At 61.9% G+C, this 24,788-nt stretch carries 30 protein-coding genes, 1 tRNA gene and 2 pseudogenes; 14 read left to right on the forward strand and 19 right to left on the reverse strand.

Annotated features, from left to right (window positions below; all coding sequences use genetic code 11):
* Positions 1-64: 64 nt before the first annotated feature.
* The 3 genes from BSL82_RS00460 to BSL82_RS00470 all read right to left on the reverse strand — a co-directional run bounded on the left by BSL82_RS00460 (position 65) and on the right by BSL82_RS00470 (position 3,963).
* A complete protein-coding gene (locus tag BSL82_RS00460; protein ID WP_072598518.1) occupies positions 65-1,498 on the reverse strand; it encodes a DEAD/DEAH box helicase in 1,434 nt (477 codons plus the stop codon).
* A gap of 206 nt (positions 1,499-1,704) precedes the next feature.
* Entirely contained in the window at positions 1,705-2,202 is a 498-nt protein-coding gene (locus BSL82_RS00465; protein WP_072595538.1) for a DNA-deoxyinosine glycosylase, read from the reverse strand.
* 3 nt (positions 2,203-2,205) lie between these two features.
* A complete protein-coding gene (locus tag BSL82_RS00470) occupies positions 2,206-3,963 on the reverse strand; it encodes a PHA/PHB synthase family protein (protein ID WP_072595539.1) in 1,758 nt (585 codons plus the stop codon).
* 94 nt (positions 3,964-4,057) lie between these two features.
* On the opposite strand from BSL82_RS00470, the gene BSL82_RS00475 reads away from it, so the two are divergent.
* The 7 genes from BSL82_RS00475 to BSL82_RS00505 all read left to right on the forward strand — a co-directional run bounded on the left by BSL82_RS00475 (position 4,058) and on the right by BSL82_RS00505 (position 10,864).
* Complete coding sequence (locus BSL82_RS00475; RefSeq protein ID WP_072595540.1) at positions 4,058-5,269, forward strand: LL-diaminopimelate aminotransferase; 1,212 nt, start codon at positions 4,058-4,060, stop codon at positions 5,267-5,269.
* 130 nt (positions 5,270-5,399) lie between these two features.
* On the forward strand, positions 5,400-6,692 hold the full coding sequence (locus tag BSL82_RS00480; protein WP_072595541.1) for a homoserine dehydrogenase: 1,293 nt from the start codon (positions 5,400-5,402) through the stop codon (positions 6,690-6,692).
* A 68-nt stretch (positions 6,693-6,760) separates the two neighbouring features.
* A complete protein-coding gene (glpX, locus tag BSL82_RS00485) occupies positions 6,761-7,741 on the forward strand; it encodes a class II fructose-bisphosphatase (RefSeq protein WP_072595542.1) in 981 nt (326 codons plus the stop codon).
* 142 nt (positions 7,742-7,883) lie between these two features.
* Positions 7,884-8,510, forward strand: a complete 627-nt coding sequence (locus tag BSL82_RS00490; RefSeq protein ID WP_072595543.1) for a superoxide dismutase — start codon at positions 7,884-7,886, stop codon at positions 8,508-8,510.
* A gap of 102 nt (positions 8,511-8,612) precedes the next feature.
* Positions 8,613-8,864 carry a hypothetical protein gene (locus BSL82_RS00495; protein WP_072595544.1) on the forward strand — a complete coding sequence of 84 codons (252 nt, stop codon included), beginning with the start codon at positions 8,613-8,615 and terminating at the stop codon, positions 8,862-8,864.
* A gap of 86 nt (positions 8,865-8,950) precedes the next feature.
* Positions 8,951-10,708: a single-stranded-DNA-specific exonuclease RecJ gene (recJ, locus tag BSL82_RS00500; protein ID WP_072595545.1), complete on the forward strand. Its 1,758-nt coding sequence runs from the start codon at positions 8,951-8,953 to the stop codon at positions 10,706-10,708.
* A gap of 80 nt (positions 10,709-10,788) precedes the next feature.
* Positions 10,789-10,864 (forward strand) — tRNA-Glu (locus tag BSL82_RS00505).
* A 12-nt stretch (positions 10,865-10,876) separates the two neighbouring features.
* Here BSL82_RS00505 and BSL82_RS00510 read toward each other — a convergent pair.
* The 9 genes from BSL82_RS00510 to BSL82_RS00550 form a co-directional block, all read right to left on the reverse strand.
* A complete protein-coding gene (locus BSL82_RS00510) occupies positions 10,877-11,959 on the reverse strand; it encodes a tyrosine-type recombinase/integrase (protein ID WP_072595546.1) in 1,083 nt (360 codons plus the stop codon).
* Positions 11,941-12,192, reverse strand: a complete 252-nt coding sequence (locus tag BSL82_RS00515; protein WP_158010579.1) for a hypothetical protein — start codon at positions 12,190-12,192, stop codon at positions 11,941-11,943. Before BSL82_RS00515 ends, BSL82_RS00510 begins: the two co-directional genes overlap by 19 nt.
* Positions 12,192-12,512 carry a hypothetical protein gene (locus BSL82_RS00520; protein ID WP_158010580.1) on the reverse strand — a complete coding sequence of 107 codons (321 nt, stop codon included), beginning with the start codon at positions 12,510-12,512 and terminating at the stop codon, positions 12,192-12,194. The genes BSL82_RS00515 and BSL82_RS00520 overlap by 1 nt, the downstream gene beginning before the upstream one ends.
* A 123-nt stretch (positions 12,513-12,635) precedes the next feature.
* Positions 12,636-12,845: a hypothetical protein gene (locus tag BSL82_RS00525; protein WP_072595549.1), complete on the reverse strand. Its 210-nt coding sequence runs from the start codon at positions 12,843-12,845 to the stop codon at positions 12,636-12,638.
* Complete coding sequence (locus BSL82_RS00530; RefSeq protein WP_072595550.1) at positions 12,842-13,270, reverse strand: NinB/YbcN family protein; 429 nt, start codon at positions 13,268-13,270, stop codon at positions 12,842-12,844. Before BSL82_RS00530 ends, BSL82_RS00525 begins: the two co-directional genes overlap by 4 nt.
* On the reverse strand, positions 13,267-13,542 hold the full coding sequence (locus tag BSL82_RS00535; protein WP_072595551.1) for a hypothetical protein: 276 nt from the start codon (positions 13,540-13,542) through the stop codon (positions 13,267-13,269). Before BSL82_RS00535 ends, BSL82_RS00530 begins: the two co-directional genes overlap by 4 nt.
* Positions 13,542-13,751: a hypothetical protein gene (locus BSL82_RS00540; protein ID WP_072595552.1), complete on the reverse strand. Its 210-nt coding sequence runs from the start codon at positions 13,749-13,751 to the stop codon at positions 13,542-13,544. Before BSL82_RS00540 ends, BSL82_RS00535 begins: the two co-directional genes overlap by 1 nt.
* Positions 13,748-14,386 carry a lambda exonuclease family protein gene (locus BSL82_RS00545; RefSeq protein WP_072595553.1) on the reverse strand — a complete coding sequence of 213 codons (639 nt, stop codon included), beginning with the start codon at positions 14,384-14,386 and terminating at the stop codon, positions 13,748-13,750. Before BSL82_RS00545 ends, BSL82_RS00540 begins: the two co-directional genes overlap by 4 nt.
* Positions 14,383-15,123: a portal protein gene (locus tag BSL82_RS00550; RefSeq protein ID WP_443081407.1), complete on the reverse strand. Its 741-nt coding sequence runs from the start codon at positions 15,121-15,123 to the stop codon at positions 14,383-14,385. The genes BSL82_RS00545 and BSL82_RS00550 overlap by 4 nt, the downstream gene beginning before the upstream one ends.
* Between BSL82_RS00550 and BSL82_RS00555 the strand changes: the two genes are divergently transcribed.
* The 4 genes from BSL82_RS00555 (at position 15,097) to BSL82_RS00570 (ending at position 19,038) form a co-directional block, all read left to right on the forward strand.
* Complete coding sequence (locus BSL82_RS00555; protein ID WP_158010581.1) at positions 15,097-16,851, forward strand: hypothetical protein; 1,755 nt, start codon at positions 15,097-15,099, stop codon at positions 16,849-16,851. The genes BSL82_RS00550 and BSL82_RS00555 overlap by 27 nt on opposite strands.
* Positions 16,852-16,886: 35 nt before the next feature.
* Positions 16,887-17,606 (forward strand): class I SAM-dependent methyltransferase, encoded by a 720-nt coding sequence (locus BSL82_RS00560; RefSeq protein WP_072595556.1) that lies wholly within the window; start codon positions 16,887-16,889, stop codon positions 17,604-17,606.
* A gap of 138 nt (positions 17,607-17,744) precedes the next feature.
* Positions 17,745-18,146, forward strand: a complete 402-nt coding sequence (locus tag BSL82_RS00565) for a hypothetical protein (protein ID WP_072595557.1) — start codon at positions 17,745-17,747, stop codon at positions 18,144-18,146.
* Between the two features lie 10 nt (positions 18,147-18,156).
* On the forward strand, positions 18,157-19,038 hold the full coding sequence (locus BSL82_RS00570; RefSeq protein ID WP_072595558.1) for a hypothetical protein: 882 nt from the start codon (positions 18,157-18,159) through the stop codon (positions 19,036-19,038).
* Positions 19,039-19,078: 40 nt separating this feature from the next.
* Here BSL82_RS00570 and BSL82_RS00575 read toward each other — a convergent pair whose 3' ends face one another.
* Positions 19,079-19,417: a hypothetical protein gene (locus BSL82_RS00575; protein WP_072595559.1), complete on the reverse strand. Its 339-nt coding sequence runs from the start codon at positions 19,415-19,417 to the stop codon at positions 19,079-19,081.
* Between the two features lie 85 nt (positions 19,418-19,502).
* Between BSL82_RS00575 and BSL82_RS19845 the strand changes: the two genes are divergently transcribed.
* A protein-coding gene (locus tag BSL82_RS19845; RefSeq protein WP_193408578.1) for an IS5 family transposase occupies positions 19,503-20,260 on the forward strand; the annotation gives its coding sequence in 2 pieces (ribosomal slippage) (positions 19,503-19,836 and positions 19,836-20,260; 759 coding nt in all).
* A 259-nt stretch (positions 20,261-20,519) separates the two neighbouring features.
* On the opposite strand, the gene BSL82_RS00590 is transcribed toward BSL82_RS19845, so the two are convergent.
* From BSL82_RS00590 to BSL82_RS00605, 6 genes and pseudogenes are all read right to left on the reverse strand, one after another.
* Positions 20,520-20,720 (reverse strand): hypothetical protein, encoded by a 201-nt coding sequence (locus BSL82_RS00590; protein ID WP_072595561.1) that lies wholly within the window; start codon positions 20,718-20,720, stop codon positions 20,520-20,522.
* 43 nt (positions 20,721-20,763) lie between these two features.
* Positions 20,764-21,456: a hypothetical protein gene (locus BSL82_RS20850; protein WP_226998723.1), complete on the reverse strand. Its 693-nt coding sequence runs from the start codon at positions 21,454-21,456 to the stop codon at positions 20,764-20,766.
* Positions 21,457-21,493: 37 nt separating this feature from the next.
* Positions 21,494-22,084, reverse strand: a pseudogene (locus tag BSL82_RS21645) (DNA cytosine methyltransferase); the annotation flags it as partial.
* Complete coding sequence (locus BSL82_RS20860) at positions 21,976-22,302, reverse strand: hypothetical protein (RefSeq protein WP_226998724.1); 327 nt, start codon at positions 22,300-22,302, stop codon at positions 21,976-21,978. The gene BSL82_RS20860 and the pseudogene BSL82_RS21645, both read right to left, overlap by 109 nt.
* A 91-nt stretch (positions 22,303-22,393) precedes the next feature.
* A pseudogene (locus BSL82_RS21650) lies at positions 22,394-22,543 on the reverse strand (DUF2924 domain-containing protein); the annotation flags it as partial.
* 30 nt (positions 22,544-22,573) lie between these two features.
* A complete protein-coding gene (locus BSL82_RS00605; RefSeq protein WP_072595562.1) occupies positions 22,574-22,876 on the reverse strand; it encodes a DUF3489 domain-containing protein in 303 nt (100 codons plus the stop codon).
* 645 nt (positions 22,877-23,521) lie between these two features.
* Between BSL82_RS00605 and BSL82_RS00610 the strand changes: the two genes are divergently transcribed.
* Both BSL82_RS00610 and BSL82_RS00615 read left to right on the forward strand, forming a co-directional pair.
* A complete protein-coding gene (locus BSL82_RS00610) occupies positions 23,522-24,448 on the forward strand; it encodes a helix-turn-helix domain-containing protein (RefSeq protein WP_072595563.1) in 927 nt (308 codons plus the stop codon).
* Positions 24,445-24,747 carry a DUF4258 domain-containing protein gene (locus BSL82_RS00615; RefSeq protein ID WP_072595564.1) on the forward strand — a complete coding sequence of 101 codons (303 nt, stop codon included), beginning with the start codon at positions 24,445-24,447 and terminating at the stop codon, positions 24,745-24,747. The genes BSL82_RS00610 and BSL82_RS00615 overlap by 4 nt, the downstream gene beginning before the upstream one ends.
* The last annotated feature ends 41 nt before the right edge of the window (positions 24,748-24,788 follow it).

Consider the following 24,788-nt stretch of genomic DNA (forward strand, 5'->3'; position numbering starts at 1 on the left):
ATCGTTCGCATGCGCCATGTTCATCGATGCTGAAACAAGTTCAGCATGACAAAAGGGATTCGCTTCAGGCCGAAACGCGCTGGCCGCCGCCAGTACGGCGCTGGCCGTTGCGGGAGCGATTGCCCCCGCCGCCATTGCCGCCGCCACCACCACCGGCATTGCTGCCGCGATGGCCTCCGCGCTCGCCCGCAGGACGCGCGCCGAAAGGCTTTGGCTCATGACGTTCGCGGCGTTCGCCTTGGCGATGGCCCCGGTCGCCATGCGGGCGGTCCCCGCGCGGCCGGTCGTCGCGCCGTTCAGGCGCAAGCTTCGGCATGGCGGCAAGGGCCGCGCGGATGCCTTCCGGCAGCGGTTGCTGGGCAAGCCTGACCTTCGTCAGCTTTTCGATGTCGCGCAGATAGGGGCGTTCGTCATCGGCGCAGAAGCTGAGCGCGATCCCTTCCGCTCCCGCACGCGCGGTCCGGCCGATGCGGTGGACATATTGCTCGGGCACGTTCGGCAGTTCGAAGTTCACGACATGGCTTACGGCGTCGATGTCGATGCCGCGCGCCGCGATGTCGGTGGCCACAAGCACCTTGATCCTGCCCGACTTGAACTCGGCCAGCGCCTTTTCGCGTTGCGGCTGGCTCTTGTTGCCGTGAATGGCCGCGGACTGAATGCTCGCCGCGCTCAGATGCTTCACCACGCGGTCAGCACCATGCTTCGTGCGGGTGAACACCAGCACGCGCTGGATCGCCGGATCGGCGAGCGTGATGTTGAGCAGCGCCTGTTTCTCGCGCTGATCGACGAACATGACGCGCTGGTCGATCCGCTCAGCCGTGGTGGCGACGGGGGTGACGGCAACCTTCACCGGATCGGTCAGGTAACGCGCGGCAAGCTCGGCGATCTGCTTCGGCATGGTTGCGGAAAAGAACAGGGTCTGGCGACGCTTCGGCAGCATCGGCACAATGCGGCGCAATGCGTGGATGAAGCCAAGGTCCAGCATCTGGTCGGCCTCGTCCAGCACCAGAACCTCGACATGGTTCAGGGTGAGGATGCGCTGGTCGATCAAATCGAGCAGGCGACCGGGCGTTGCGACAAGCACGTCGACGCCCGACTGGAGCATGATCCGCTGGCGGTTGATCGGCACGCCGCCGAACACCGTCGCGACGGTCATCTTCAGATTGCGGCCGTAAACGCGAAAGCTTTCGGCAATCTGGCTTGCGAGTTCGCGGGTGGGCGACAGCACCAGTACGCGGGTGGAATGGCGCATCCGCTGGACGGGGTTTTGCGCCAGCCGGTCCAGAATGGGAAGCGCGAAGGCAGCGGTCTTGCCGGTGCCGGTCTGCGCGATGCCGAGCAGATCCTTGCCCTGCAGCACATAGGGAATGGCCTGGGCCTGAATGGGGGTGGGGGTTTCATATCCCTCCGCCGCGAGCGCCTGGGCAATCGGATCGGCAAGGCCGAGTTCGGAAAAAGTTTTCAAAATACAGTCTTTCAAACGTGCATGAGCACGCATCATTGCCGGGCAGCAGACGGATTCCGCGCGCACGGCATGAACGGGCTCGTTACTGACGACCCGCGTGACTAGGGAAGCCTGGGAAAGCGAATGAAGGTCAAAGCCTGTTCCGCCCTTGTTTCGGCAGAAAATCACGCGGCCTTGCCCAAGCACCGGTCATTCCGGCGCGAACGCTGCTGGCCATGTGGCGGTGCAGCAATGAAAAGTCAAATTATTTCTAGGAATTGCCTGATGCGCCGCCACTCCAGCGCCTTGTTGGAAAGCGGCACGGCATGGGCCGGGCTGGATGAAGGCAGCGTTACAAGTGCGATGTTTTCCGAAAGTCCAGCAAGCGCCTTGGTGCCGATCGCGGCGGATTTGCCGCCGTTGAACGCGATGGCGCGCAGGCTGGGCAGGTCGGCGGCAAGCGTCGCGAGATCATTGGGGGCATGATCGCGGATGCGTGAATCCAGGCTCCCGACACGCGCCGCCTCGCCCACGCTGTCCCAAAGGCCGATCTTATGGTCCAGCAGCGTGCGGAGCCGGGCATCATAATCCAGCGCTGGAAGATCGACCCCGATGGCGTCGCCGACCAGCGCCCAGAACTGGTTGCGCGGGTTCGCGTAATAGCGCCCGGCGGCAAGCGACTGCTCTCCCGGCAGGCTGCCGAGGATGAGCAGGCGCGTCCGTTGATCGACGACTGGCGGAAAGGAGCGTTTGCGCAAGCGCTAGCGCATCGTCACATAGCGGCCGGGGGCATCCTCGATGGCCGGATATTTCGGGTTGCCGCCGGGGATGCGCGCGCCGGTCGCGGGCACCAGCTTGCCCGCGTGCGGCCTGATCCATTCCATCCAGTCCGGCCACCAGCTCCCCTGGGTTTCGCTGGCCTTTTCGATGAACTCGTCAAGCGACGCCGCTTTTCCGTCGAATGTCCAATACTGGTATTTTCCGGACGACGGAGGATTGACGACGCCCGCGATATGGCCCGATCCGGCCAGCAGGAAGCGCATCGGCGCCTTCATCGCCTCCATCATCTTCCAGACCGAGCGGGCAGGCGCGATATGGTCTTCCCGGCCTGCCTGCACATAGCTTGGCGTCATGACGTCTCCGAGGCGGATCGGCGTGCCGGCGATGCTGATCTCGCCGCGCATGAGCTTGTTGTCGCGGTACAGGTCGGCCAGATATTCGCGATGCCAGCGGGCGGGCAGGTTGGTGAAATCCGAGTTCCAGTAGAGCAGGTCAAACGGCGTATATTCCTTGCCCAGCAGGTAATTGTTGACGACATAGCTCCAGATCAGATCCTGCCCGCGCAGCAGGTTGAACGTCGCCGTCATGAAGCGCCCGTCGAGATAGCCCTTGCCCTGGGAAAGCGCCGAGACCAGCGCCAGCTGATCGTCATCGACAAAGATCTTGAGGTCGCCTGCGTCCTCGAAATCGACCTGGGCCGTGAAATAGGTTGCCGATTCCACCTTCTGCGCCTGACCTTGCGCCGTGAGCCACGCAAGCGTCATCGCCAGCGTGGTTCCAGCCACGCAATAGCCGATGGTGTTGACGGATTTGACGCCAAGCACGTCGCGCACGGTGTCGATCGCGCTCACCTGCGCCCGGACATAATCCTCGGCGGTGACGTCCTTCAGCGTTTCGTCGGCGGACTTCCACGAAACGATGAATACCGTATGGCCCTGCTCGACCGCCCATCTGATGAAGCTCTTCTCCGGCGACAGGTCCAGAATGTAGAAGCGGTTGATCCAGGGCGGGAAGATCAGGAGCGGCTTGCGGAAGACCTCTTCCGTCGTGGGATTGTACTGGATGAGCTGAAACAGTTCGGTCTCGAACACGACCTTGCCGGGCGTGGAGGCGATGTTGCGCCCAAGCTCGAACGCATCGGCGCGGGTCTGGGTAAGCTGCCCCCGCGACAGGTCGGTGAGCATGTGCTCAAGCCCTGCGACAAGGTTCTGGCCGCCGGTCTCGATCGTCCGTTCGATCACCTCCGGATTGGTGAAGGCGAAATTGGATGGGCTGATCGCCTCGATGATCGCGCGCGTTGCAAAGCGCAGCCGTTCCCGCTGGGCCGGATCAAGCCCTTCCATCTCGTCGATGTTTGCGAGCAGATGGTCGGACACCAAAAGATAGGACTGGCGGATCAGGTCGAACAGGGGCTGGCTTCGCCACGCATCGCCCTTGAAGCGGCGATCCTTGTCGGCGGGCGAACCCGCATCGGTTCCGGGTGAGAGGAAGCGGTTCCACAGGTCGAGGCTCTGCGTCAGCAACTGGGCCTGACGGTCCGCGATCCTGCTACCGTCGATGGTCCAGAGGCTGCTCATGTCCGCCCACAGCGACATGGACCATTGGTCGGCCGGCGGTTGCGCGTCCTTCGCCTGGTTGACCCAGAACTCCAGCATCATCTGTTGCGCACGGCCGATTGTCTCGGTCCATTGCTGCAAGGTCGGGAGGTCGATGGCCGGAACCTCGGCAGCTTCTTGCATCTTTTCTCTCCCGATACTCGCCAGTGCGGGCCGTGACAGCTATAAGCCGCAACGTGCGTCATTCCGGCGTACACCGTAAAGGGTCTGTTTTGAGATGTCCGAGGAATTTTACCGTATTCGACGCCTGCCGCCTTATGTCATCGCCGAAGTGAACGCGATGCGGGCAGCGGCGCGAGCGCGGGGCGAGGACATCATCGACCTTGGCATGGGCAATCCCGACCTGCCGCCGCCGCCGCATGTGATCGAAAAGCTGTGCGAGGTGGCGAGAAAGCCGGACGCGCACGGCTATTCGGCGTCCAAGGGGCTTGCGGGGCTGCGCAAGGCGCAATCCGGCTATTACCAGCGCCGATTCGGGGTCGATCTCGATCCGGAGACGGAAGTGGTGGTGACGCTTGGCTCCAAGGAAGGCCTGGCCAATCTCGCGCAGGCGATCACCGCGCCGGGCGACGTGGTGCTTGCGCCCAACCCAAGCTATCCCATCCACACCTTCGGCTTCATCATCGCCGGGGCGACGATCCGGTCGGTCCCGACGACACCGGACGAGCGCTTTTTCGACTCGCTGGAGCGGGCGGTGAAGTTCACCGTGCCGAAGCCGTCGGTGCTGGTGATCGGCTATCCGAGCAATCCGACCGCCGAGACGGTGGACCTCGCCTTTTACGAGCGGGTCGTCGCCTTTGCGAAGGAGCATGGGCTTTGGGTGCTGTCGGACCTTGCCTATTCGGAAATCTATTTCGATGACGAGCCGACCCCCTCCATCCTGCAGGTGCCGGGCGCAAAGGATGTGGCGGTGGAGTTCACGTCCATGTCCAAGACATACAGCATGGCCGGGTGGCGCATGGGCTTTGCCGTGGGCAACAAGACGCTGATCGCGGCGCTGACGCGTGTGAAGAGCTATCTGGATTATGGCGCGTTCACGCCGATCCAGGCCGCAGCGGTGGCCGCGATCAACGGGCCGCAGGATATCGTCGAGCATAACCGCCAGCTCTACAAGCGCAGACGCGACGTGCTGGTCGAAAGCTTCGGCCGCGCGGGGTGGGAGATTCCAAAGCCGCGCGCGTCGATGTTCTGCTGGGCGCCATTGCCCCCTGCGCTCGCCCATCTGGGCAGCCTGGAGTTTTCCAAGCAGCTTCTCACCCATGCCAAGGTCGCGGTCGCGCCCGGCGTCGGCTATGGCGAGGAGGGGGAGGGCTTCGTTCGCATCGCGATGGTGGAGAACGAGCATCGAATCCGCCAGGCGGCGCGCAATGTGAAGCGCTATCTTCAGTCCATGGGCGTCAATACGACCGGACAGGCGGTGGGGAGCTAGGGTTCGGACCCTAACCACCAGATTTGGCGGTCCCGGCGAAGGCCGGGACCCCATATGGCTTTGCCATTGCGTGCTGACGCCCTATGGATGCCGGCCTGCGCTGGCATGACAATTGTAGAAAGAGACTGGAATGAGCGGACCGTTGCGCGTGGCGCTGGCAGGATTGGGAACCGTTGGCGCGGGCGTGGTGAAGCTGATCGAGGTGAACCGCACGCTGGTGGAGCGGCGGGCAGCGCGCCCGATCCAGGTCGTCGCGGTTTCTGCGCGGGACCGGAACCGCGATCGCGGCATCGACATGAGCGCGTTTGAATGGGTGGACGATCCCGTCACGCTCGCTGCGCGCGACGACATCGACGTGGTGGTGGAACTGATCGGCGGGTCGGACGGGCCGGCGCTGGCGCTTGCCCGCGCCACGCTTGAAAGCGGCAAGGCGCTGGTCACGGCCAACAAGGCGATGCTCGCCCATCACGGGATCGAGCTTGCCCGCATGGCCGAAGCACAGGGCGCGGCGCTGAAATATGAGGCGGCGGTGGCTGGCGGGATTCCAGTCATAAAAGGGCTGCGCGAAGGCGCGGCTGCAAACGAGATCGGCGTCGTCTACGGCATTCTGAACGGCACCTGCAATTACATCCTGACCACCATGGAGAAGGAAGGGCGTGCCTTTAACGAGGTGCTGGAAGAGGCGCAGCGACTTGGCTTTGCCGAAGCCGACCCCAGCTTCGATATCGACGGTGTCGACGCCGCGCACAAGCTGTCGATCCTCGCCTCGCTGGCCTTTGGTACGCGGCTCGATTTTGAAGGGGTTGCGATCGACGGCATTCGCGAGGTGGAGGCTGCCGACATCGCCTATGCCGAAACGCTGGGCTTCAAAGTGCGTCTCGTGGGGATTGCGCAGGCCGATGCAAACGGGCTGTTTCAGCGGGTCCACGCCTGCCTCGCGCCGGTTGCGCACCCGCTTGCGCATGTCGACGGATCGCTGAACGCCGTCGTTGCGGAGGGCAATTTCGTGGGCCGCCTGTTCTTCCAGGGGAGCGGTGCCGGAGAAGGCCCCACCGCATCGGCCGTGGTGGCCGATCTGATCGACATCGGACGCGGCGAATTCGGCCCCGCCTTTGCAATGCCGGTGGATAGCCTGACGGCGCTTCCCCCCGCTGCGGCCGGGGACCGGGTGGGGCGCGTCTATTTGCGCTTTACCGTTGCAGACCGACCCGGCGTTCTTGCCGAACTGACGGCCGCCATGCGCGATGCGGGGGTTTCTATCGAAAGCCTGATCCAGCGTGGCAACACCGAAAACGGCGGCGTTTATCTGGTGATGGTGACCCATGAAGTGCCCGAACGCGCGGTAACGGATGCGCTGGCGCGGCTGCACGGCTCCGAAAATATCCTCGGCCGGCCGATGCTGATGCACATACTGGATTTCTGAGCCATCACGCTATCGACAAGAAACATGGCTAGGGCTAGCAGCGCAGCAGCTTTGGGAGACATATCGACATGGTGAAGGCAAGCTCGGTTCTCGACCGCGTTCTGGTGCTGGAGATGGTCCGCGTGACGGAGGCTGCGGCGATCGGCGCATCCAAGCTGATCGGGCGCGGCGACGAGAAGGCGGCCGATGCCGCGGCAGTTGAATGCATGCGGTCGGCGCTGAACGAATTGCCGATCGACGGCACGGTTGTGATCGGCGAGGGCGAACGCGACGAGGCGCCGATGCTGTTCATCGGCGAGAAGGTCGGTTCGGCCATAGACGGCGGGCCGCGCATCGACATTGCGCTTGATCCGCTGGAAGGGACCACCATCACCGCCAAGGCCGGACCCAATGCGCTTGCGGTTCTCGCCATCGCCGAGGAAGGCTGTCTGCTGAACGCGCCCGATGTCTATATGGACAAGCTGGCCGTCGGCCCCGGCTATCCCGAAGGCGTGATCGATCTCAACAAGTCGGTCGCCGACAATGTGCGGGCGGTGGCGAAAGCTAAGGGCGTCCAGCCGAACGAGATCATCACCTGCGTGCTCGACCGGCCTCGCCATGAAAAGCTGATTGCCGAATTGCGGGCGCTGGGCTGCGGTGTGAATCTCATTCCCGACGGGGACGTGGCGGGCGTGATCGCCGTCACCGATCCGGACACCAACATCGATATCTACATGGGATCGGGCGGTGCGCCGGAAGGCGTGCTTGCCGCCGCTGCGCTCCGTTGCGTGGGCGGGCAATTCCAGGGCCGTCTGCTGTTCCGCAACGAAGACGAACGCGCTCGCGCCCGCAAATGGGGAATCGACGATCTCGACCGCATCTATCACCTCCATGACCTCGCCAAGGGCGACGTCATTTTCGCGGCGACGGGAGTGACGGACGGTTCGCTTCTGGACGGAGTGAAGCTGTTCAAGGACGGAACCACCACGACCGAATCGGTGGTGATGCGGGCGTCATCGGGGACGATCCGCTGGGTGAAAGGCGAACACCGCAAAACTCACGGCAAGTGAGTTAAATGCGCAGGCGGATTTTCGCCGGGCAACTTCGCGGCGTTTCGGGTGTTAACCCGTTACCATCGCCCTTTCCATGTCCATCGGTTGCCGGTCTCCGCACTGGCCGCCCCCAATTGTTGTTTATGCAAGGAGTAGTCGCATGGCTTTTGAACTTTTGCCGCTTCCGTTCAGCCGGGACGCGCTGGCACCGCACATGTCGGGAGAGACGCTGGATTTCCACCATGGCAAGCACCACAAGGCCTATGTCGACAAGGTGAACGGCTGGATCGAGGAAAAGGATCTGCGCGGCCGCTCGCTGGTGGAGGTGATCCGCCTCGCCCTGGACAAGGGGGACAAGGGCCTGTTCAACAACGCCGGGCAGGTGTGGAACCACAATTTCTTCTGGTCCAGCCTCGCGCCCGCCGGACAGAAGCCGACCGGGCGGCTGAAAGAGATGATCGATGAATCCTTCGGCTCCACCGATGCGCTCCTCACCAAGCTGAAGGAAGAGGCGGGCGGCCATTTCGCAAGCGGCTGGGCATGGCTTGTGCTGAAGGACGGCAAGCTGGCGGTCACGTCATTCCATGATGCGGATACGCCGGTTGCGCATTCGGATGTAAAGCCGCTGCTCACGCTGGATGTGTGGGAGCATGCCTATTACATCGACTATCGCAACGCGCGGCCGACCTATGCTGAAACCGTGCTCGGCAACATCATCAACTGGGAGTTCGCTGCCAGCAACCTCGACGGCGAGGGAGAACGGCGCGCGGACCAGCAACGGTCCTGAAAAATAACGGGCTCCGGCTCCCCAAGGGGGGCCGGGTCTGTCCGTCCGGCTTTGGATCGGATGCCAGGGATGGACGTTGATGGGGTGGAAAGGAGAACCGCCATGGACGTTTCCACCCGCAAGGAACCAAAGAGCGGCGCGGAAATCTCCTCGGAGATTACGCGGCTGATCTACGCCAATCCGGATGTGCAAGCGTATAACGCCCAGTTCCACATTCCGGCGGCAACCTATCAGGAGCCTGACGAATCAGGCTGCAACTGGACGGTCCAACTCGCAAAGGCGACGCAGGGCTATGACAGCGTCATCAGCCAGGCGCTGGCGACGGCGCGATCCCGTTATGTGCTGAAGCAATAGCATCGTTTTGCCTTGTCGAAGGCCAGGGTGCTGGCCGGGCTTTCAACCGCATTCCCCAAATCGCTGCGATGCCCTAGAGAGGCGGCATGTCCGCCTCGTCTCACGTCTTTGGTGTCAAGCAGTCTATCCTTGGTCAGCCGTGGCGCTGGCGCGGCGGGGCGGCGGATGGCCTTGAGCTTACCGGGATCGAAACCCAGCTCTATCTTTCACGCGGGTGCCCGAATGACGACCTGGAGCGGCACCGCACGCCGACGATCCGCGCATGGATGCCGGACCCTTCGATCTTTCAGGACATGGACACAGCCGCCCGCCGCATCGCCGCCGCGATCGAGGCGGGCGAGCGCATCGTCGTCTTCGGCGACTATGACGTGGACGGCGCTACATCGGCCGCGCTGTTGATCCGGCTGTTGCGGGCGGCAGGGGCCGAGGCGGGCTATTATATCCCCGACCGGCTGATGGAAGGCTATGGCCCATCGGCCGAGGCGCTGGTGCGGCTGGGGCGGGAAGGCGCGGGGCTTATCGTCACCGTCGATTGCGGCGCGCAGGCGTTCGAGGCGCTCTCGGCCGCAAGGGACAGCGGCGTGGAGGTGATCGTCGTCGACCATCATCAATGTTCCACCGCGCTTCCGCCCGCCGTCGCGATCGTCAACCCCAACAGGCTGGACGAAACGGACGGCGCGGCCCATGGGCATCTGGCGGCGGTGGGCGTCGCCTTTCTTCTGGCGGCCGCCGTAGTGCGGGAGTTGCGGTCGCGCGGCCGGTTCAGGACGATGGCCGAGCCCAATCTGCTTGAGTGGCTGGATATCGTCGCGCTGGGCACCGTCGCCGATGTCGTGGCGCTGAAGGGGTTGAACCGCGCCTTTGTAGCGCAGGGGCTGAAGGTGATGGCCAACCGGCGAAATGTGGGCCTCGCGGCGCTGATGGACGCGGCGCGGTTGACCAAGCCCCCCAGCGCGACCGATCTTGGGTTTGCGCTTGGGCCGCGCATCAACGCCGGCGGGCGGGTCGGCAAATCGGATCTGGGTGTCAGGCTCCTCACCACCCAAGACCCCGAGGAAGCGGCAGCCATCGCCGAGGAACTCAACCGGCTGAACGAGGAACGCCGTGCGCTTGAGGCGCTGGTTCTAGAACAGGCGGAAGCAGCGGCGGTGCGCACCGGCAACGCCAGCGTCGCCGTGGTGTCCGGAGCCGGCTGGCATCCGGGCGTCATCGGCATTGTCGCGGGGCGGTTGAAGGAACGGCTCAACAAGCCTGCAATCGTCATAGGGCTGGACGAGGCAGGCGTGGGCAAGGGTTCTGGCCGCTCCATCTCCGGGGTCGATCTGGGCGCGGCCGTCATCGCTGCGCGCGAAAGCGGCCTTCTGTCGGCGGGCGGCGGTCATGCCATGGCGGCGGGCCTGACGGTGGAGGAAGGCAGGATAGCGGAGCTGTCCGGTTTTCTGGAGGACAGGCTTGCCGCTGCCGTCGCGCGCGCAAGGGAAGCGGCCGCGCTGATGCTGGATTGCGCCGTCGCGCCACGCGGGGTTTCGATCGACCTCGCTGAAACGCTGGAGGGCGCCGGGCCTTATGGCTCCGGCTGGCCATCGCCACGGGTTGCAGCGGGTCCATTCGGCGTCGTGAGCTGCGATGTCGTGGGACAGGGCCATGTCCGCGCCATTCTGGCGGGGCAGGATGGCGGACGGCTGAAGGCTATGGCGTTCCGCCACGGCGAGACCCAGCTGGGCGCGGCGCTGCTCGCGGCGCGCGGACGCAAGCTCTATGTCGCCGGGCGTGTGAAGCGGGATGACTGGGGCACGAGGCCGCAGGCGGAAATGCATCTGGACGACGCTGCCTGGGCCGATTGAAGCGCATGGAACAAAAGCCGCAGAAGCGTGCTTGACCTCGCCCCGTCCATCCGGCTAAGCGGCCCCGGTCGCAATCGCACGGCCCCATCGTCTAGCGGTCTAGGACGTCGCCCTTTCACGGCGAAAACACGGGTTCGAGTCCCGTTGGGGTCACCAACACAAGAGAATCTAAGCATTTTCCGTTCCCTTACGCAAGGGAACATTTCGTGATTTACCACCACTTTTACCACTCACCACCCTGAGAGGCGCAATCACGCCTCCGAAAACGGTCTCTCTCAGCCCCTCCGCGATGCGCCGGGATTCGATGCCACGGGTGTAGTGTTCGACCATCTCAATGCTCATGCCGGTGATGATGCCTATCTGCTTTGCGGACAGGCCAAGCTCGGCAAGAAAGTTGGTCGCGTTCTTGCGCAGTCCGTGGAAGGTGAACGCCTCGCCGGGACTGATGATCTTCATCAAGTCGTTGACGCGCTCGCGCACGGTCGCTGTGCTGGCGAAGGGCTTGCCTGAGCGGTCATAGAGGATGGTAGGGGCCTTATCCTCGGTCGCGTCGATCTCCGCCTGCCAGAGCGGATGGACGGGGACATAAACGTCCTTCTTCGTCTTGCCCTGCTTCAATTCCAGGATGCCGTCACGAATCCATGAACGGCGAAGCTTGATGCAATCCCCGATGCGCTGGCCAGAGCAAAGGCCGGTGATGATGGCGAGCCGCGTCATGGGCGTCGCCTTGTCCAGAGCGGCGGCGATGACATGCGGCGGCCAAGCCTTGTGCTCGCCAAGCTCGAACATCTTCACGCCAGCGGCGGCATTGCTCGTGGTGTACCCGCGCCGGATGCCGAACGCCAAAAGGACGCGGAGCACCTTGATATAATTGTTGGCCTTGCCGGGGGTGTCCTGCATCTCTGCGCGCAGACGCTCCACCACTGGCGGGGTCAGGCTGGAAACCATCTTGGTTCCGAACCGCTCGGCAAACATGCCCATGTAGCGGTCGTAATTTGTGCGCGTGACCTGGTTGATGTCTTTGCGATATTCCGGGGCCTTGCGGAACTCCGCCATAAGCGCCTTGAACGATCCCGCCCCAGCCCATGCTCCATCGCCTTCGCGCTCTGCCAAAAGCTCCTGATAGCGGATGGAGAATTGCGGGTCGTTCGGATCGGGCAAGCGGATATAGGTGTGCCTCCCGGCGATGACGCGCCGGAAATAGAGGTAGTCGCCTACCTGCTTGACGTATTTCAGTTCGACCCGGCCCATATATCATCCCAAGTGTCAGAAGCGGCGTTGCCGGTGATGCCGAATTGCGCATCCACAAACCGGTCGAGAAGGCGGCGATCCCACAAGACGCGCTTTCCTTCGCGCAGCGGTGAGGGATAGGCTTTCTTCGCCACGCGGTTCAGGAACGTGGTTTTGGAGACGGAAAGATAGCGCGCGGCAAGATCGGCGTCCATGCGACGCGGCCAATCAGGGAGCGACAGTCTCTCAGACACTAGTTGTTGTCCTCAGGCGATAGATTAGGGGCGCATTCCTTCGGAACCGCGCTTTCGCCCTTCGGGTCGAGCCGTTCCGTCTCGCCGGTTCCCGCTTCAATCGCTTGCGCCTGCAATGCTAGGCCGCGGTGATATTTGTCGATGACGCAGCCCGAGCGCTCGCAGCAGGCCCAATCGCAGACACCATCAGCGTCGCAGTAGGCGTCTTCGATTGCCGCGTCAGCATCGGGATCGCAGGCGTCGCTGTAGGCATCCTCGGCCAAGGCGATCAGGTCTTCAGCGACCAAAAAGGCTAGTGTTCTAAAAGCGCCCTCACCCACAGAACATCTCCCATATCCTCTTCCATAGTGGGGTGCGCTCCCAAGGGGTGTTGCGCAGCTTTCGATCACGCCCGGTCTGAGACTGGAAAGACCAGTTATCCCGGCCCGATGTGCGGATGGTGCTCATGCTCGTTCCGATGCTTCGATAGTGGTAGGCGCGCACCGCCCAGACGGGCGCACGATAATATCCTTGATCGCGTAGAAGTCCGGCCCGTCCTCAATGATGTCATGAAGCTCGTGAAGTTCCTCGAACGAAACCACGCGGCATTCATCTTCGGCATCCCGCCGATATGTGATCTCTGCGATCCAGCGATAAAGAACTATGGGCTTCATACTTCCATCTCCGCGTTCTCCAGCAATGCCTCGACCGGCACGCCTAGCCATTTCGCCAGCACCTTCTGCACCCGCTCGAAATAGGCGACGAACTCCGGTTCGCTCATCTTCGAAAAGGACGTTGACCGGCCGTCGAAAATCCTGTCGCCGCTCGGCAGTTCAATCCAATGCCCAAGCTCCAGCTTCTGTTTCAGCACGTCATGCAGAAGCTCGGCGTCCATCCCGTCTGTCGGCAGGTTCTCCGCTGCTACAGAAAGCATCGCCCAATAGAGCCGGTGTCTGGCGTGGTTGCGTGAGGACCGCTTGATCTCCACCACTACCCGGTCGCCTTCACCCAATGCCTTTATGGCTTTCTCCGCAAAGCTGTTCGTCGGGCGAAGCGAGCCAAGCGACCGCGCGAATGTCAGGATCGGTTTGTCGGTCATCTGCCAATCTCATATTTGTGGCGATTGAGGATCGACCAATGCACAAGGTCCACCCCATGCCGTGCGAGGAATGGCCGCTCACCGCCAAGCGCATGAACGCTGTCGTTGCCCATGTTGTGGTGTTGAGGGCAGAGCGGTGCCACGAGCCAATCGTCCTTGCTGATACGCTGGTAGTTCACGTGCATGATGTGGTGGATCACCGCCTCCCCGCCGCAGAGAACGCAGACGCTGGGGAGCCAGTCCCAATATCGACGGACAGCGGCGGTAGGCATTAGCCTTGCTTTCTCATGTAATAGCGCCGGTTCTTCTCAAGTACGCGCTCACGATAGGCAGGGTCGGTCTGGTACTTCTCGCGCCGCTGCGCATTGCGCTCCTCGCGGGTGCGGTCGTACCATTCGCGCATCTTGTCCTTCCCGCCCGAGTGATACCAACGCCGGGTGCATTCTGCCTTGTAGGCGCGCCATGCCTCTTCGGTGCTCATGCGGCCTCGCGGCGTCCGTACAGAGCGGTCAGGCGCTTCACGGTGTCGTCGATCTCCGCCAGAAAAGTCGCGACCTGCGATTCCAACTCGGAGATGAGCGCGCCGTCACGGGGGACGCGCTGGACGAACATGCGCATATCCTCCGGCAACCGTGGATCGAAGCTGACAAAATCGCACCAGTCGCGTTCAAGGCAGGCCATCTGCCATTGCATCTGTGTGTTGTATTTGCCTGGAACCTTCCCGTTCAGCAGCGTCTCGATATGCGTTGCCGTGTTCGGGCATTTGATCTCGACAAGCCCGTCCAGACCGATAAGCCCGTCAGGGGATGCGCCAGACATTGCGATCCGGGGATGCTCGCAAAAGCCGATCTCGACAACTTCGGCGTCATAGTGGAACGCATAGGACGCCCGCGCCTGCGGTTCCGTTGCCGTACCCCAAGCCATCGCGGCGTTGGAGTAGGTTTCGGCAGGCTCGCCCGTCAGGCGCTCAGCAATGAGTTGCGCCGCGTAGTTCGCACGTGACGCGCCCCAGCCAGTTTTGGTCTTGGCGACCACATCGGCAACGCGCGAAGCTGTCACCTTGCCAGCACGGGCGCGCAGCCATTCGATCCCGCCCTGTTCAAAGCCATAGGTCATTGCATTGCTCCCGCGTGGCCGTTCTTCTTCGCCTTCTTCTGCATGGCGGCTAACGCCTGCTCGAAGTCCGCCGCGCGTATTTCCTTGAGGCTGTGGACGCCCGCGTAGGCGCAGAACTTCAGAAGATCGATCTGGTTGGCCGTCGCCGCGTCCTGGAGTTTGTCCAGTTGTTCGCGTGACACCTTGTCATCCGTTTTCGCGGTGCGGGTTATGTCCACGTCCATCTCAGCCAAGGCATTCTCATAGCCCAACACCGAAGGCTGGATCATCGGCACGCCCTGCGGCCCCATCACCACCTGGGGAGGCCCGGGGATCGGCTGGTTGATGCCGATGAACTCCGGCGCACCAAGATCATCGGTGACGCGCACATAATCCGGGGCCTGCCAATATTGCTTGGCTCGGTTCCACATCTGCCGGTAGACGCGCAGTTCCCAGCTCTCGATGCCGCCAAAGACAATCGCCTGCTCTGTTAGCCCGGCCTGCTGACGAACGAGATTGGCCCGGCCCGACTGGTTTTCGCCCTGCCTCCCCAATACCGCGGGGTTCGGCCCCATGCGCTCAATCTCGCCCTTGGCTTCCGCCAACAGGTTGAACTGTCCCGCCGTCATGTCGGTGAGCGGAACCGGCCCCCATCCAGGAGGAAGCGCGCCGTCGGGCCTAGTGCGGGCCGCTTCCCCGGCGTGTGGCTGAACCCGGCGACGACGTATCGCGTGCGGCTTTCCGATGCGAACGACAATTTCATCACCAAGGGCGACATCGACCCGATCACCTCTCTGGTGACGGCGGACGAAATCACCGCGAACGTCACCGAACTGAAGGCGATCACCAACAAGCTCCAGTTCGCACACGATTATTCGGCTTCGTCCGGTTCCGTGATGGAGAAGCTTCAACGGATCATCGACGTAGCCGATGAGCCTTATGGCGCGGTCTGCGATTGGAACGGCACGACCGGCACCGATGACGCTACGGCGATACAAGCCGCGATCACCGCCGCCGCCGTCGACAGCGGCATGGTCTTCATCTCCAAGAGCGCTGCCATTGGATCGACGATCACCATTCCTTCGGGGGTGACGGTTGACTGCCAGTGGAACCAGATCGGCGCTCTCGACGACATCGACATGTTCCACATCAACCCCGGCGGCCAGCTCAAGAACGCCCGTATCTCGACGATAGCCCAGACGACCTATTCGTCCATCGTCTGCAAACTGGCCCCAACTGGGAATACCCAAGGCGACCGCTTTGTGCCGTGGGCGGATGGGGTGTTCATCCAGTTCTACTCGTCTGGGTCGGGCAAGGGCACCGGCTTCTATTACGACGCCTCGGAATATTACATCCAGCTCATGCAGGGGCACAACCTGTCGGTGCGCTATGGCGAGTACGGCATCCGCTTTGTCGGTGGCGACGAGACCCTTGAATATTCTCAGGGGAACAACGTCTCCGGCTACACCAATATGCAGTCGACCTATTCGATCTATCTCAGCGACGAGAGGACGGCAGGCAACACGTTTGACAACGTGATCCTTCAGGGGAACCCCGGCTCCGAAGTCTATATCGCCTCATCTTCCAACCGGGTGTCCGGCATCGCGTGGGACGATGTGGCTGTCACCATCTCTGGCGACGGCAACGACCTTTCCGGGCTTCAGGGCACGACGCTCTATGGTATTGCCCTGACCGACACGGGCCGAAACAACCGCGCAGGAACGCGGGGCGAGCGATATTACAATCACACGAGCGTGAACGCCTCCGATGACTGGCGGCACGAGGCGCGAGGGGAAGGGCGGATCGAGTTCCGGGACTTCCTGCTCGGGGGCAAGAAGCACGCGGCATGGACGGAAACCCTCACCGGCTCGCCGACAGTTTCCTTCAGTAGTGCGGTTTTTGGCGCGACCGGCGATCAGAACGCATGGCTTCCCTATGTCGAGTTTTCCTGCCCGACCGGCTCCAACGCCGTTCTGTGGGATTTCGACGGCAATGGCATTGTTCGTACATCACAATATCCGACGGTGCATTTCACCAACTACACCGCGACGGCGGACCAGAACCTTGAATGGCAGATCGGCCTTTACACCGACGCCAACAACTTCATCCTTCTGGAGCAGAACTTCGCCTCGTACAGCGATGATGATATCCGGCTCATCACACGGTCTGGGGGCACCTCCACAACCACAACCCTTGTCGTCGCATCCTCGACCCGGATCAACTTCTGCTCGCTCCTGATCTCTCCGACGAGCGTTATGGCCCGGATCAAGCAGTATAATTCCTCCTCATCCGGCGCGACAGGGCGTGTTGCCGACGGTGTGTTGTGGGATGGGACGGAAATCACCGGGACCAGCACGACGAACATCCCGACGACCTCAAATCTGGAGCCTTATGTGAGGGTCGCGCATGGGGCCTCTGGCGGTTCGACGGCGACAATGCGGCTCATGGATTATCAGTTGGTTGCCGGAAGGCGGGCAAGGGTATAGTCACGCCCCGAAAGGGGAAGATCATGCAATCTAACATGGAACTGGACTGGAACGCTCATCACAATGCCGAGATGGTCAAGGCCGTCATCGGCAAGGATATGTCGATGGAGGAGTTCTGGCATTCCGGCGATACCCAGTTCCGGGACCGGATCGCGCCCTACCTGCCAGGGAATACGGAAGTTAAAACCGCACTTGAAATTGGTTGCGGGCCGGGGCGGTTGGTCCGACCGCTTGCCGGAGTGTTCGGCCAAGTGATCGGGGTTGATATCAGTTCGGATGTTCTGAAGGTCGCCAAGAAGGAACTGGCGGACCTGCCGAACGTGTCACTGGTGAAGAGTGGCGGTGCTGATCTTTGGGGAGTCGAAAGCAACTCGGTTGACTTCCTGATGAGCTTCGACGTTTTCCAGCACATGCCAACACAGAAAGTGCAGGAAGCCTATCTGAATGAAGCGCGGCGGGTTCTCAAGCCCGGTGGGTCGTTCCTGATCCAGTTTAAGACGACCAAGGGATGGATGCGGATTGCGGGTATACCGGTGCTTCCAAGGGCTGTTCGGCCATTGATACCGGGTTCGCTGATGCAGCTTTACCGCCGGATGAAAGGCATGAGGCCGGAGCGCACGAAATCGACGTGGCACGGCAACCTGATCCGGCATTCACGGGTCAAGCCGATCTTTGGAAAACACGGCCTGAAGGTCGAACGACTGGTTTACGACGGCGGAGAGGTCCGCTGGATCGCGGTAGGTAGAACGACCTGACCGCACACTGAGAACTGAAACTGAAGACCCGCTTTCGAGCGGGTTTTTTATTGCCCGGAGAACATCCGATGCGAACCCCCCTCATCATCGGGAGCCTGTAGATGTCGCTCCCCTTTCTCCGCCTGAAAGGACTCTCTCATGGCTAACGCGGTCTATCCCCTCTACAAGCAGGCGCTGCTTGATGCTTCGTCGAACGTCGATGTCAACGACGGCACGGTAAAGGTCGCGCTGATCGACACCGGGACATATACCTACAGTTCGGCGCACGACTTTTACGATGATCTCTCCGGGGTTGTCGGGACGCCTCAGACCATTGCCAACACCACGGTCACGAACGGCCTTCTGGACGGCGATAACGTCACCTTTACGGCCCTGAGCGGAAATACCGTCGAAGCTCTGGTGATCTACATCGACACTGGAGTTGCGGGCACGTCCCGGCTTGTTGCGTACATCGACACCGGAGTGACGGGGCTTCCGCTCACGCCAAACGGCGGGGACGTGACGATCACCTGGAACGCGTCTGGCATCGTGCAGCTCTAGGTAACGCACGGTGGCCGCGCCCGTCCTCGTATCCAGCCACACCGCCTATCGCGGTGCGCTGACCATTGCCGGGGACGGCGGCCTTGTCGATCTCGGGTTCATGCTGCTTGCGGTGGGGTCTTCTACACCGACTTCATGGAGCATCACGCTTACATCGGGGACTTCGGGGCACTGGACGACACCGACTGACGGGACGTTCCCAACGCCTACGTCAACGGGCGATACGGCCGATCTCAATGGCGGGCCTTATGTCTTCAATGTTACCGCGACGAATGCTGACGGGACTTCGAACACCTGTGTTCTGACGATCAGTATCAGGGCGGATACCTATTCGATCAGCTCGAATGCAGACGTTTCGGCAGCGCGGGGAACGGCTGGTGCCAACAATACCACGCTCTGCGGGAAGACGCTTGAGGTTGTCCGCGCCTGCACTGGATTTTCGACGGTCGGTGCTGGCAGGCTTTACCTCAGCCGCCACAATGCGACCGCGACCAACTCAAGCCGCCTGACGATCACGAACGAGGATAACGAATACCCGGCTGAAATCGAGTGCATTCAGGTCGAGAACAGCAACGCGGTCACGATCAACGATACTTACACCACCGCTACGGCTTCGGCTCAGGCCCACCATCTTCATTTCAACCAGAACGACTTTTTCACAGGCGAAACCTGCGGCGATATTGTCGTCAACCGACCGGTCATCCGTGGACCGGCTGGCGAGGTAACGAACACCAAGAACGGGATTTACGTTCACCCCGCCTGCGATGGCAGTTTCATATTCCGCGATGTGGATATGACGTGGGTGACAAACGGCATCAGGTCCATGAAGCCTTGGTGCTGCACAATGTCTTCATGCCCGTTTCGCTCCGGCCAAAAGGAAACCTTGTCGTAAGCCTCCTGTGCCAGCGACCGCAGCCGCTCTATCTTCTGTTTCATTGCTGATCCCCTCCTGAAGGTTGGGCGCATTCACTGTCGTGAACCGCGCTGGCGTCCTGCGGACTGAGCCGTTCCGTCTCAGCCGTTCCGGCGCTCATCGCTTGCGCGAGGGGTTTCTTGAACTCCACCACTACGCATTGATGTTGAGCGCATTCGGCGTACAGGTGTTCTCCCTGCCAAACCTCAATGTACGGTATCCAGTCCATCGGGCCGTGGCGTTTGGCAATTTTGATGGCAGTCACGCCGTCATGGCCAACGAGGTAGCCTACACCGCTGTCGCCCTCGAAAGGTGCCGACACCAGGACCCATCGCACATCATCGCGTTCGTTAATCATGGCTAGGGTCCAAACTCAATCAGCCTCTTGAAAATCGTTGGTCTCATTGATTCAAGGCGTTTTCGCTGAAGAGGAGGCCTTGGGGATGTCGCGTTCGTTGTTCTGGCTATCGGATGAAGCGTGGACAGCAATCGAGCTCCACTTGCCCAAGAACCAGCCAGGAGCACGACGTGTTGATGACCGGCGGGTGATCTCCGGCATCGTTCACATGCTCAAGTGCGGCGGTCGCTGGGCAGATTGCCCCGCCGAATACGGGCCGGCGACGACGGTCTACAACCGATGGAACAGGTGGAGCCGGCGGGGCATCTGGACACGCATCCTGGCTGCACTGACCGAAGAAGGCTGGATCGCCGAGACCGGGCAGATCGATAGCAGCTACATCAAGGCTCACCGTAGCGCCGGTGGGGCAAAGGGGGGGCGCGAGCCAATGCCATTGGGATCTCGCGTGGCGGCCGGACAACAAAGATCCACGCCCTTGTCGACGTCCTCGGACGGCCGCTTCGTCTCGTCCTGACGCCCGGCAACACATCGGACGTGAAGGGCGCCGACCTGCTCATCAACGAAACAGCGGGAATGAAGCGGGTGATCGCCGACCGCGGCTACGACGCCAATCGCATTAGGACCATCCTGCGCGAACAGGGCACGACCCCGGTGATCCCCGGCCGCCGCAACCGCAAGCGCCCGATCCAATATGACAAACGCCGCTACAAAGATCGCTGGCGGGTCGAGGCTATGTTCTGCCGCCTCAAGGATTTCCGCCGGATCGCTACTCGCTACGACAAGCTTGCACGAAACTTCCTCTCAGCCGTAAGCCTCGCTGCCGCTGTGGCTTTCTGGCTCTGATTGAGTCTCAACCCTAGCGTCCAAGTTTTCAATCTGAGCAAGTAGCGGATTGCCGAACGTCCGCTCCCCCCGTTCTTGCAATACGGCACAGAGCAGATCGTAAACCTGCCCAAGCCTGCCGTCCCTCCAACCTCCGCCCCCTTCGTAAAAGGAGCGGGAATAGGGGAGAGTTATTGCGCTCGGGATCGAAGCGGGGACCGGCGAAACGCCATCGGCGGTTCGATCCGAAGGACGAGAGCCCGCTAAGCGCCCAGTATCTTCATTCATGCTGATCTCCATTATCGAGACGGCCTTCACCGCCGCACACATGGCATGTCACCTGCTCGAACACGGGCACGTAGGTTTCGTGGCGATAGTGGCTAAAAACCTCGTCGATGCCGGTGCCGCCGCACTGCGGGCACTCTTCATCTTCCAAGTCAGTTATCCCGTTACCATCCGAACTTTCGACGATATGTTTCATGCGGCTTTCCTTTGGTGGATTGCGGCAAGCGCCGCCTCGGTTCTCAGGATCGCGTTGCCGATCGCTTCCGGGATTTGGGGGACGACGGCATCCCCAAACGCTTCGACGATGAGGGAAGCGGCAGCAGTCCCTTTTGGACCGCCGATTCCAATGCGCGTCCCAGCCAGCCTGGCGGAAAGCCCATCATCCAGTTGTAGGTGGCGGGCAAGGTCATCGAGGCTCCAGAGAGACCCGCTTCCGTCAGCATTGCCGCGATCTGGCGGGCATAGGCCCATTTGTCCGGCGCGCGATCCGTCATCGCTCCATCCAGCACGGCGTCCATCGTCGGCGACTTCCGCTTGTCGTAGGCCGGAGACCATGCATCCATCCGCTTGTCCCGCTTGGTCGGGGTCGGGAGTGTTTCGGCTCGTGCCCAACCCTCCATGTCCCCCCGAAATCTGCCGGGTTCCATCCGTCCCGCCGATATTTCGATCAGCGGCCCCATGGCTGGGTATATGACGCCCTTCGCCTTCAGACCCGGATTGCTCTGGCCGCTCATCTGGAAGCTGGCAATCGGTGTTGGGAGTTTCGCCGCCAACAACGTGTTCAGCGACGGGCGCTTGCGGCTCGGGTCTTCCGGGTAGCTCTGCGAACCGTACTGCGTCGCCGTGGGCGTTGGCAGCTTCGTTCCCGCGATTACCTGCCAGCCCTGACAGCTTTCCCATTTCGCCATCGAGGGATTGTGCATGTTCGCCATGGCGGTAGGGGTATGCAACTTGCTCAAGGTCGCATCCGATGAGCCAACTCCGGGGCCGTTCGTGATTGGCGCCGATGTCCCCAGCACGTACCACGAGCGGCCAGCAGGCGTAGTCGAGCGCTTCCAATGCAGCGAGCACGGGGTCAGCGCCCCGAGTTCGGAGATTAGCGCTGTTCTCAAAAGCGAACCAACGAGGGCGGCACTCTCCGACAAGGCGGACGGCTTCGAAATAGAGGCCGGACCTTTCGCCTTCGACGCCACGGCCTTTGGTGTTGGCGCTGCTGATGTCCTGACACGGCGGGCTTCCGGCGATGAAGTCGGGAAGGTATCCGAAATCTCCCAGAAGCCGCTCTGCCGTGAGGGTTCGTACATCGTCATAAAGGCGGACCCCCGGGTTGTTCTCTGCGTATAGAATGCGCCGCCATTCGACGGCCTCGCACGCGGCCATGGTTGTGAACCCTGCGCGGTGCATACCGAGCGACCATCCGCCGGCGGCTGCCGAGAAAAGGTCCAGCACCCTCATGCGGGGTTCTCCGATCTTGCACGAAGGGCTGCGGCCGTAAGTGCGAGCGCGGGGGTGGCGGCTACACTGGTCACGAAAACGTAGCCCTCTTGCTCGTCCTCCCATGGCCGATCGTTCAATATGCAAACGTTCTCGCCGTCGGGATATATGGCGAGCCGCACAGTGAAGCCTTCCGGGACCAGCATCATCGCCGCGTCTATCGATGCCGTGTAAGCGCGCGGGGGCCATGCAGCCGATCCCACCGCCTTGCTGATCTCGCAGTCCAGAGCAAAGCTCGGCCCCTCCGCTGCTTCTACCTTCGCTGCTAGGTCTAGAAGGGTCATGCTGCGTCTCCCGACTGTGATCGGTGGTGGGCGCAAAACTCCATCGGCAGCTTGAGCACCGGAAGCGGGTTGAAGCTGCAAGCGCCCGCTCCTGCAGCCGCCAGGCGATGCCGCGGGCCAGAAGGTCAGGCGTGAACGCCGCCGGCGGCGCGGCCTTGAACAGGTCGCGCCACCGATCCTTCAGCTGCTGCCGGTTCATCTTGCGCAGTCCGACGATCTCTGTGGCAAGGGCGTCGCTCATTCCGGCGCAACCGCTCGGTAGGTGCGCACGTCATCGACCTTGTCGCTGTCGATGGCATAGCCGCGCTTCCTGAGCCCTGTCAGGGGTGTGCGGCAGCCAGCCGGTCGCCTCCCGCATCTGAGCGATGGTTGCGCCCTCGTCGCGGACCAGCAGCGCGGCGAGCTGGTCACGTTTGAAGGCCGGTCTGGCGGGCTGCGGACGAGCGATCGGTGTCTTGCCGGTCGGCTTTGGCGTCCCATCGGCCGCCGCCGCGGCAGCCGCAGGGGCTCGCCCCCGCTTGCCGGCCGAGGCGCCCCTGTCTGTCTCATAGATCTTCTTCGCTGCATTTGCCATGGGTGGTCTCCCTTGCGGAGCAGCGCCATGCCGCTCCCACCACCCGAAGCCCCGCCAGTCGACCGGTCGGGGCGTGCGCCGGGGCATTCGTCCGGCGCGATTCACGCGAGTACCAATGCTCCGTTCCAGGCCGAAGTCGAATGGAATGTCGCGGCAAATCCGCTTTGCGCCTCACCTCGGTCGTTCGACGTGCTGTTCGAAGCTGCAAATAACGGACGTCGGATTGATCTGGTCGCTACGGCTGCAATGTCGGACCTTCCAGACTGTCCGGACTCAAGCGGTCGCTCTGGGTGAGCGGACGTTCGTTCGTACATTCCGATCGGGTGATCGCGACGCCAGGTTTCGGGGACCCAACGGCCTGCCAAGCGGGCGCCGACACCAAAGGGCGAAACGCCAGTGGAGCATCCGAGCTGTGCCCGAGTTTGAACCGCTGCGATTCGCGCCACGGCCTAGCGGATTTGTAGGCGCGGTCAGCGAGCAAGACATCGCAGTTCGCTTTCCATTGCCAGCCGCAGGCATAATTGGCGGCGCCACTTGCTCCCGAGTTTCACCAAATCACACCCTCACCGTGAGGCTTATCGAAAAAGCCTGTAGAGCTGCTATCATGATATAGGCATATTTGTCTCAACAGAACCGGAGACGCTTATGCCCCGTATCAATCCTTTGTTGCTCCGTCACTTTCGCGGAAAGCAAAACTTCAGCCAGGCCGACCTCAGCAAGCAATCGCGCATCGACAAAGGCACGATCTTTCGGATCGAGACTGGACAAACCCAACGCAACGGCGTGCGCGTCATAGAGGCGCTTGCGAAAGCGCTGAAGGTCGAGCCAGCTCAGCTCACGGCAGCCAATGGCGATGGGATCGAGCCACCTTCCGACGAGCTGTTCCCCAAAACGCAGTTGAACATGCGCGTCTCCGCGGAGGTGCGAAACGCGCTGGCTTTGGTGAGCCTGCGTTATGGTGTGAAACCGGTCGAGGTCATCGAATTTGCGCCGTTGCTTTTCCATCTCGTCGCCAGCGAAAGCCTGAAGGAGCGAGCGACTCGCCTTGAGAGCCTTCAGGCCGCCCGTGCCGGCGTGGAAGCGTTTAGCGGGCGCTTCAAGCACATCACCGAGCGCCTAGTGAGTGACTGGGACGCCGAAAACCTGGAGACGATGGAAGCGCGGTCGATTTCGACCCGCGATCTTCGGGGAAATCGGCTCGACGATGGCGACGCTATCACCGACAGCCGGCCGCTCGATTACGAAGACGACGAAGCCAACCCCTTCGTTGTTCACCTCAAGGAGCGCCTCGAGGCAGCGAGGGCCGACGCCGGCGACCGGCTGGAAGGATGGTATTCCTATGCCGGCGTGCGTTATGAAATCTGCCGTGAGCAAGCCCTGGAGTGGTTCGGCGGCGACAGCGACGCCGCTGACGACTTCATAGGCGGACGCTTCAGCATCAGCGATATGCCCCGCGAGATCCGGGCCGGGGATCCCGCAGATCGTGTCGCATGGGTCGAGACGAAGCGCGTCGAGAATGCAGAGCGATCCGATGCCTATTTCGCCTCGCTCGGACTGGAGGGATTGCTATGATCGCCTTTGATATTGATGACGCCGGCATCCACACCCGCGGCCGATCAAGTCTCACCAGACATGCGCGGCAGCGCATGAAGGACCGGTCCATTCCGCTGTCAATCATTGAGGCGCTACTGGACTTCGGTGAGCGGATGCCATGTGGTAATGGCACCGAGACCTGCTTTTTTACGAAGAAAAGCTGGCGCCATTTTGCCGCTTATCTTGGCCTGGAGGCCAGATATTTCGAGCGCTATCGCAGTGTCTACGTCGTTGTGGCGAATGATGGCGAGGTAATTACCACCTGCTGGCGTCATTAATCCTAACCAAAATCAATTAGATCCGCGGACGACGGACAGGA

Source organism: Tardibacter chloracetimidivorans (assembly GCF_001890385.1).
Classification (GTDB): Bacteria; Pseudomonadota; Alphaproteobacteria; order Sphingomonadales; family Sphingomonadaceae; genus Tardibacter; species Tardibacter chloracetimidivorans.

What these genes read in the sequence shown, in the direction of transcription:
- BSL82_RS00460 (WP_072598518.1), bottom strand. Translation starts at nt 1,498, where the DNA reads ATGCGTGCTCATGCACGTTTGAAAGACTGTATTTTGAAAACTTTTTCC.
- BSL82_RS00525 (WP_072595549.1), bottom strand. Translation starts at nt 12,845, where the DNA reads ATGAAGCCCATAGTTCTTTATCGCTGGATCGCAGAGATCACATATCGG.
- BSL82_RS00560 (WP_072595556.1), top strand. Translation starts at nt 16,887, where the DNA reads ATGGAACTGGACTGGAACGCTCATCACAATGCCGAGATGGTCAAGGCC.
- BSL82_RS00575 (WP_072595559.1), bottom strand. Translation starts at nt 19,417, where the DNA reads ATGATTAACGAACGCGATGATGTGCGATGGGTCCTGGTGTCGGCACCT.
- BSL82_RS00475 (WP_072595540.1), top strand. Translation starts at nt 4,058, where the DNA reads ATGTCCGAGGAATTTTACCGTATTCGACGCCTGCCGCCTTATGTCATC.
- BSL82_RS20850 (WP_226998723.1), bottom strand. Translation starts at nt 21,456, where the DNA reads ATGGCGAACATGCACAATCCCTCGATGGCGAAATGGGAAAGCTGTCAG.
- BSL82_RS00590 (WP_072595561.1), bottom strand. Translation starts at nt 20,720, where the DNA reads ATGAAACATATCGTCGAAAGTTCGGATGGTAACGGGATAACTGACTTG.
- BSL82_RS20860 (WP_226998724.1), bottom strand. Translation starts at nt 22,302, where the DNA reads ATGACCCTTCTAGACCTAGCAGCGAAGGTAGAAGCAGCGGAGGGGCCG.
- BSL82_RS00615 (WP_072595564.1), top strand. Translation starts at nt 24,445, where the DNA reads ATGATCGCCTTTGATATTGATGACGCCGGCATCCACACCCGCGGCCGA.
- recJ (WP_072595545.1), top strand. Translation starts at nt 8,951, where the DNA reads ATGTCCGCCTCGTCTCACGTCTTTGGTGTCAAGCAGTCTATCCTTGGT.
- BSL82_RS00565 (WP_072595557.1), top strand. Translation starts at nt 17,745, where the DNA reads ATGGCTAACGCGGTCTATCCCCTCTACAAGCAGGCGCTGCTTGATGCT.
- glpX (WP_072595542.1), top strand. Translation starts at nt 6,761, where the DNA reads ATGGTGAAGGCAAGCTCGGTTCTCGACCGCGTTCTGGTGCTGGAGATG.
- BSL82_RS00535 (WP_072595551.1), bottom strand. Translation starts at nt 13,542, where the DNA reads ATGCCTACCGCCGCTGTCCGTCGATATTGGGACTGGCTCCCCAGCGTC.
- BSL82_RS00605 (WP_072595562.1), bottom strand. Translation starts at nt 22,876, where the DNA reads ATGGCAAATGCAGCGAAGAAGATCTATGAGACAGACAGGGGCGCCTCG.
- BSL82_RS00540 (WP_072595552.1), bottom strand. Translation starts at nt 13,751, where the DNA reads ATGAGCACCGAAGAGGCATGGCGCGCCTACAAGGCAGAATGCACCCGG.
- BSL82_RS00545 (WP_072595553.1), bottom strand. Translation starts at nt 14,386, where the DNA reads ATGACCTATGGCTTTGAACAGGGCGGGATCGAATGGCTGCGCGCCCGT.
- BSL82_RS00610 (WP_072595563.1), top strand. Translation starts at nt 23,522, where the DNA reads ATGCCCCGTATCAATCCTTTGTTGCTCCGTCACTTTCGCGGAAAGCAA.
- BSL82_RS00530 (WP_072595550.1), bottom strand. Translation starts at nt 13,270, where the DNA reads ATGACCGACAAACCGATCCTGACATTCGCGCGGTCGCTTGGCTCGCTT.
- BSL82_RS00490 (WP_072595543.1), top strand. Translation starts at nt 7,884, where the DNA reads ATGGCTTTTGAACTTTTGCCGCTTCCGTTCAGCCGGGACGCGCTGGCA.
- BSL82_RS00495 (WP_072595544.1), top strand. Translation starts at nt 8,613, where the DNA reads ATGGACGTTTCCACCCGCAAGGAACCAAAGAGCGGCGCGGAAATCTCC.
- BSL82_RS00470 (WP_072595539.1), bottom strand. Translation starts at nt 3,963, where the DNA reads ATGCAAGAAGCTGCCGAGGTTCCGGCCATCGACCTCCCGACCTTGCAG.
- BSL82_RS00510 (WP_072595546.1), bottom strand. Translation starts at nt 11,959, where the DNA reads ATGGGCCGGGTCGAACTGAAATACGTCAAGCAGGTAGGCGACTACCTC.
- BSL82_RS00480 (WP_072595541.1), top strand. Translation starts at nt 5,400, where the DNA reads ATGAGCGGACCGTTGCGCGTGGCGCTGGCAGGATTGGGAACCGTTGGC.